This window comes from Microbacterium sp., assembly GCF_049661145.1.
Taxonomy (GTDB): Bacteria; Actinomycetota; Actinomycetes; order Actinomycetales; family Microbacteriaceae; genus Microbacterium.
Map to the genome: position 1 here is coordinate 1 of NZ_JBASZT010000219.1, position 5,682 is coordinate 5,682.

The following is a 5,682-nucleotide window of genomic DNA, read 5'->3' on the forward strand; positions in this document are numbered from 1 at the left end:
ACCGCGGCCTCGCCGCGCAGCACCGCGCCGCCCGCCTCGCCGACCGCGAGCACGCCGTACTCCCCCTTCGCGACGATGACGCCGCGCGCGAGCAGCTGCCGGATGACGCTGCGCCAGTCCTGATCGCTGAGGTCGGCACCGAGGCCATACGTGCTGAGCTTGTCGTGCCCCTGCTGGCGGATGCGGTCGGTCGACGCGCCGCGCAGGATGTCGATCAGGTGGCCGGCGCCGAACGCCTGACCACGCTCGCGCTGCAGACGCACGATCGTGGAGAGGAGTTTCTGTGCCGGGACCAGGCCATCCCACGTGTCCGGGGTGTCGAGACACGTGTCGCAGTTGCCACACGGCCCGGACTCCTGCCCGAAGTACGCGAGCAGGTTCTGCCGACGGCACGACACCGTCTCGCAGAGCGCGAGCATCGCGTCGAGGTGTTGGCCCATCCGCATCTTGTACGTGCGGTCGCCGGGCGACTGGTCGATGAGGCGCCGCTGCTGCACGACGTCGCCGAGGCCATAGGCCATCCACGCGACCGCCGGATCGCCGTCGCGGCCCGCGCGACCGGTCTCTTGGTAGTAGCCCTCGACGGACTTCGGCAGGTCGATGTGGGCGACGAAGCGGACGTCGGGTTTGTCGATGCCCATGCCGAACGCGATCGTCGCGACCATGACGACGCCGTCCTCGCGCAGAAACCGCTCCTGGTTGCGGGCGCGGATGCCGGCATCCAACCCCGCGTGGTACGGCAGCGCGTCGATCCCCTGCGCCCGCAGAAACTCCGCGGTCTGCTCGACGGACTTGCGGCTGAGCGCGTAGACGATGCCGGCGGGGGGCGACCCGGTCGCGCCGACCCCGCGGATGAACTGCACGAGCTGACGCCGCGGATCGGCCTTCGGCTCGATGCGGTATTGGATGTTCGGTCGGTCGAAGCTCGCGACGAAGTGCCGGGCATCGGGCAGCCGCAGCCGCTCGGTCAGCTCGCGGTGGGTCTCGCGCGTCGCAGTCGCCGTGAGCGCCATGCGCGGCACTCCGGGGAACCGCTCCGCGAGGTCGCCCAGCGCGAGGTAGTCGGGCCGGAAGTCGTGGCCCCACTGGCTGACGCAGTGCGCCTCGTCGATCGCGATGACGCTGAGGCGTCCGCGCTGCAGCAGCTGCGTCGTCGCGGGACTCGACAGCCGCTCCGGCGCGACGTAGACGAGGTCGAGCTCGCCTGCGAGGAACGCGCGCTCCACCTCGGCGCGCTCCGCGGGCGACTGCGTCGAGTTGAGGTACGCGGCGCGTACGCCGTTGGCGACGAGCGCGTCGACCTGGTCGTGCATGAGCGCGATCAGCGGGGAGATGACCAGCCCCGTCCCGGGGCGGACGAGCGCCGGCACCTGATACGTGATCGACTTGCCGCCGCCGGTCGGCATGAGTACGATGGCATCGCCGCCCGCGACGACGTGCGCGATGATCTCGGCCTGGTCACCGCGGAATTCGTCGTAGCCGAAGACCTCCTTGAGAACCTCGCGCGGATCGGTGGACCGGCTGGGCGCTGGGCGCGGCGGCGCGGCGGATGCCGAGGCGTCGGCATCCTGCCTCGGCTGCGTCCTGATCGCGCGCGCGAGTGCCGCGCCATAGCCGTCGAAGCCGGGATCGGGCGGCGGCGGGGCGTCGAGATCGTCGGGCGGCGTGAGCTCGTCGACGTCCCACGGCACGTCCGCGTAGGAATCGGAGGAGTCGGCCTGGATGCTCACCCATCCAGGCTAACCGCGGCATCGGACGTTGAGACGCGCCGGTCAGCTCAGCGCCGACGCAATGTCCGTGCGTGCGAAGTCGTCGCCGACGTAGAGGAGCGGTTCGCCGCGCCCCTTCGCGAGCGCATATGCGAAGCAGTCGCCAAGGTTCAGGCGCGCAGGGTGACCGGAGCCCTTGCCGTAGTCGCGATAGGCCTGCCGGGCGATGGCCGCCTGTGCCGCCGTGAGGGGAACGACCTCCGCGTTCAGGCTCTGGAAGATCCCATCGAAGCGTGCGGTGCGCACCGGGTCCCGCGGTCCGTCGGCCACGATCGCCGCCTCCACGAACGTCGCCGCGGAGACGGCGATCTGCTCCCCGGTGCCGAGAGCGCGTCCGACGACATCGGCAAGGGCGGGAGCGGCCGGTTCACGCTGGACCATCGCGATCAGCGCCGACGAGTCGATGATCATCGCGGCAACCCCGTCTCTTCGTCGTAGAGCTCGGCCTCGTAACGACGAAGGTCCACCCCGTCGAACGCCTGCTGCGCTGCTGCCAGCGCTTCGTGGAACCGCTCGACGCGGGCAGCGCGCTGCTGCTCGGCCTGGAGCTCGGCGAGCTTCGCCCGCACCGCCACCTCGACGGCCGAGGTCTGGCTGACACCGAGCGCCCTCGCCAGCTCGCGCACGGCGGTGTGCACGTCCTCGTTCTTGATGTTCAGGCTCATGGTAGAACTCTACCTCATGCTTCTACCCTTTCTCTACGCCCGGATGAGACCTCGGAGCGCCGAGTGGGCCACTTGCGACCGAGTGGGCCTGTTGCGACCGAGAGGGCCGGTTGTGAACGGGTTGAATGCGGCGGGGTCGGCGAGAACGGGCCCAATCGACGAGTCGAGCGGGGTCCGCGCTCGACGGGCGAGGCGGCGGGCGACCCGCCCGTCAGAGCCGCACGACGTCGGTGACGCGGACGACGGCGGCGCCGGCCTCGACGGATGCCGCGAGGTCGACCTCGGCGCGGATGCGCCAGTCGTGGTCGCCCGCCGGATCGTCGATCGTCTGCTCGACGCGCCAGATTCCGGATGCCGCGGCATCCTGACGCGTGTCGGCATCCGCCTCTGCACCGGCATCCGTCTGCGCGCCACGCTCCGCCGACGTGTCGATGACGCACAGGCTCGGCGAGCGCGCGGGGCCGCCGGTGAGAATTTCGTCATGCTCCTCGTAGTAGGCGTCCAGGGCTTCGGGCCAGTGCGCTCCGGGGTCGAACGCGACCAGGGCATCGTCGTCCTGGAGGGCGGCCAGCTGCACGCGGCGGAACAGCTCGTTGCGCACCAGCACCGTGAAGGCACGCCGGTTCGTGAGGATCGACGGCGGTGCAGGCGGCACGACGGGCCCGTCATCCTCGGGCAGGTGCGCCGAGGGGTCGATCAGCGCCGCCCACTCGTCCACGAGACTCGAATCCACCTGTCGCACGAGCTCGCCGAGCCACTCGACGATGTCCATCAGCTCGTCGGTGCGCGCCTCGGCCGGGACCGTCTGGCGGATCGCGCGATACGCGTCGGAGAGGTACCGCAGCACCAGCCCCTCGCTGCGCTGCAACTGGTAGAACGAGACATATTCCGCAAACGACATGGCTCGCTCGAACATGTCACGAACGACCGATTTGGGGCTCAGCTCGAAGTCGCGCACCCACGGCTGGCTCGACGCGAACACCTCGAACGACTGCTGCAACAGCTCTGCGAGCGGCTTCGGGTACGTGATGCCATCGAGCAGCGCCATCCGCTCGTCGTACTCGATGCCCTCGCGCTTCATCGCGCCGACGGCCTCGCCCCTGGCCTTGAACTCCTGCTGCGACAGGATCGCCCGCGGGTCGTCGAGCGTCGCCTCGATGACGCTCACGACGTCCAGCGCGTAGTGGCCCGTGCCGACGCCCGCGGGTGATAGACCCGAACTCCTCCAATCCGGGCCCGTCAGCGCAGTTTCGAGTTCTGTCGAGCCGATCCGCCCCGTGTTGGAGGAGTTCGGGTCGTCGTCCTCCGGCGACAGCAGCTCGATCGCGGCGAGCGCGAACGGCGACAGCGGCTGGTTGAGCGCGAAGTTCGGCTGCAGATCGACCGTCAGCCGGATCACGGGCCCGCGAGACCTCTCGGCCGGCGCGCGGACCACCTCGACGATGCCGGCATCCACCAGCGTGCGGAAGATCGCGATCGCCCGGCGCGCGAGCGCGTACTTCCGGGCCCGCGGCTCTTGGTTGTCGAAGACGAGCGCGCGGACGTTCCCGAAGACGTCGCCGCCGCGGCCGATGACGTTGATGAGCATCGCGGCGGTGAGTTTCAGTTGCGGCACGAGCGGTTCGGGAGCCGCCGCGATCAGCCGCTCGTACGAGCCTTCGCCCCAGTTCACCACCCCGGTCGGCGCCTTCTTGCGCACGATCTTCTTGCGCTTGGCCGCGTCGTCGCCCGCTTTGGCGAGCGCGACGGCGTTCTCGATCTCCCACTCCGGCGCCATCACGACGACATTGCCGTACGGGTCGAAGCCGGCCCGGCCCGCGCGTCCCGCGACCTGATGGAACTCCCGCGCGGTGAGCTGCCGCATCCGCGTGCCGTCGAACTTGCTGAGCGCCGTGATGATGACGGTACGGATCGGCACGTTGATGCCGACGCCGAGCGTGTCGGTTCCGCACACGACCTTCAGCAGTCCGCGCTGGGCGAGCGTCTCGACGAGGCGGCGGTAGCGGGGCAGCATTCCGGCGTGATGGATGCCGATGCCCGCCCGCACGAGCCTCGACAGCGTCTTGCCGAAACCGGTCGTGAACCGGAATCCGCCGATCGCGGCGGCGATCTCGTCGCGCTGCGCGCGCGTGGTGAGGTTCACGGATGCCAGGGCCTGCGCCCGCTCCAGCGCCGCCGCCTGCGCGAAGTGGACGATGTACACGGGCACCTCGCGCTCGTCGACGAGCATCGTCAGCACCTCGTGGACCGGGCGGCGTTCATAGGAGAAGTGCAGCGGCACCGGGCGCTCGACGCCGGTCACTTCGGCGACGGGGCGCCCGGTGCGACGCTCGAGGTCGGCGGTGATCGCGGTCACGTCGCCGAGTGTCGCCGACATCAGCAGGAACTGCGCCTGCGGCAGCAACAGCAGCGGCACCTGCCACGCCCACCCGCGGTCGGGGTCGCCGTAGTAGTGGAACTCGTCCATCACCACCTGGTCGATCGGGGCATCGGAGCCCTGCCGGAGCGCGACGTTGGCGAGGATCTCGGCCGTGCAGCATACGATCGGCGCCCCGGGGTTGACCGACGAGTCGCCCGTGACCATGCCGACGTTCTCGGCGCCGAAGATCTCCACGAGTGCGAAGAACTTCTCGCTGACCAGGGCTTTGATCGGGGCGGTGTAGTAGGAGCGCCCGCCGGCGGCGAGGCACGCCGCGTGCGCCGCGATCGCGACGAGCGACTTGCCGGTGCCGGTCGGGGTCGAGAGGATCACGTGCGCGCCCGAGACCAGCTCCATGACGGCTTCGTCCTGCGCGGGATAGAGCGTGAGCCCCCGCCCCGAAGCCCACTGCACGAAGCCGTCGTAGACGGCATCCGGCCCTGCGCCCGCCGGCACGAGGTCGAGCAGGCGCGGCTGGTCGGTCACCCCTCGAGTCTGCCAGGGGCGGGGGATGCCGGGCGCAGGTGCCGACCGGAAGGTGCACGAAACTCCACAGAATTGGGTGGGCTCGGTGGCACTCGGCCCTGACAAAGAGGGGATCACGCGGGCGGCGGATCGCGAGGGGGCGATTTCTGTGGAGTTCTGAACACCGCGACGGGTAGGGTCCAGCCAGAGGCTTACGGCGTCGCCGCCTTGGCCTCGACGACACGGGCGGCGGCCTCGTCGATCCGTGCGGCGAAGGCGGCGTCCGCCTCTGCGCGGGCGAGCACGGCGTCGTACATCGCCGCGAACACGCCCGGATCGGCGGAGGCCAGCACCAGGTCGACCC

Annotated in this window: 4 protein-coding genes; all 4 read right to left on the reverse strand. The window is 70.3% G+C overall.

The features are described from left to right. Positions 1 to 1,730 (reverse strand): DNA helicase RecQ (gene recQ / locus WBP48_RS09285; RefSeq protein ID WP_424439375.1); only part of this gene is annotated, 1,730 nt, incomplete at its 3' end. A 42-nt stretch (positions 1,731 to 1,772) separates the two neighbouring features. Then, positions 1,773 to 2,180 (reverse strand): type II toxin-antitoxin system VapC family toxin, encoded by a 408-nt coding sequence (locus WBP48_RS09290; protein ID WP_424439378.1) that lies wholly within the window; start codon positions 2,178 to 2,180, stop codon positions 1,773 to 1,775. Then, complete coding sequence (locus WBP48_RS09295) at positions 2,177 to 2,434, reverse strand: type II toxin-antitoxin system VapB family antitoxin (RefSeq protein WP_424439381.1); 258 nt, start codon at positions 2,432 to 2,434, stop codon at positions 2,177 to 2,179. Before WBP48_RS09295 ends, WBP48_RS09290 begins: the two co-directional genes overlap by 4 nt. 211 nt (positions 2,435 to 2,645) lie before the next feature. After that, positions 2,646 to 5,339, reverse strand: a complete 2,694-nt coding sequence (locus WBP48_RS09300) for a DEAD/DEAH box helicase (protein ID WP_424439384.1) — start codon at positions 5,337 to 5,339, stop codon at positions 2,646 to 2,648. Positions 5,340 to 5,682 lie beyond the last annotated feature (343 nt).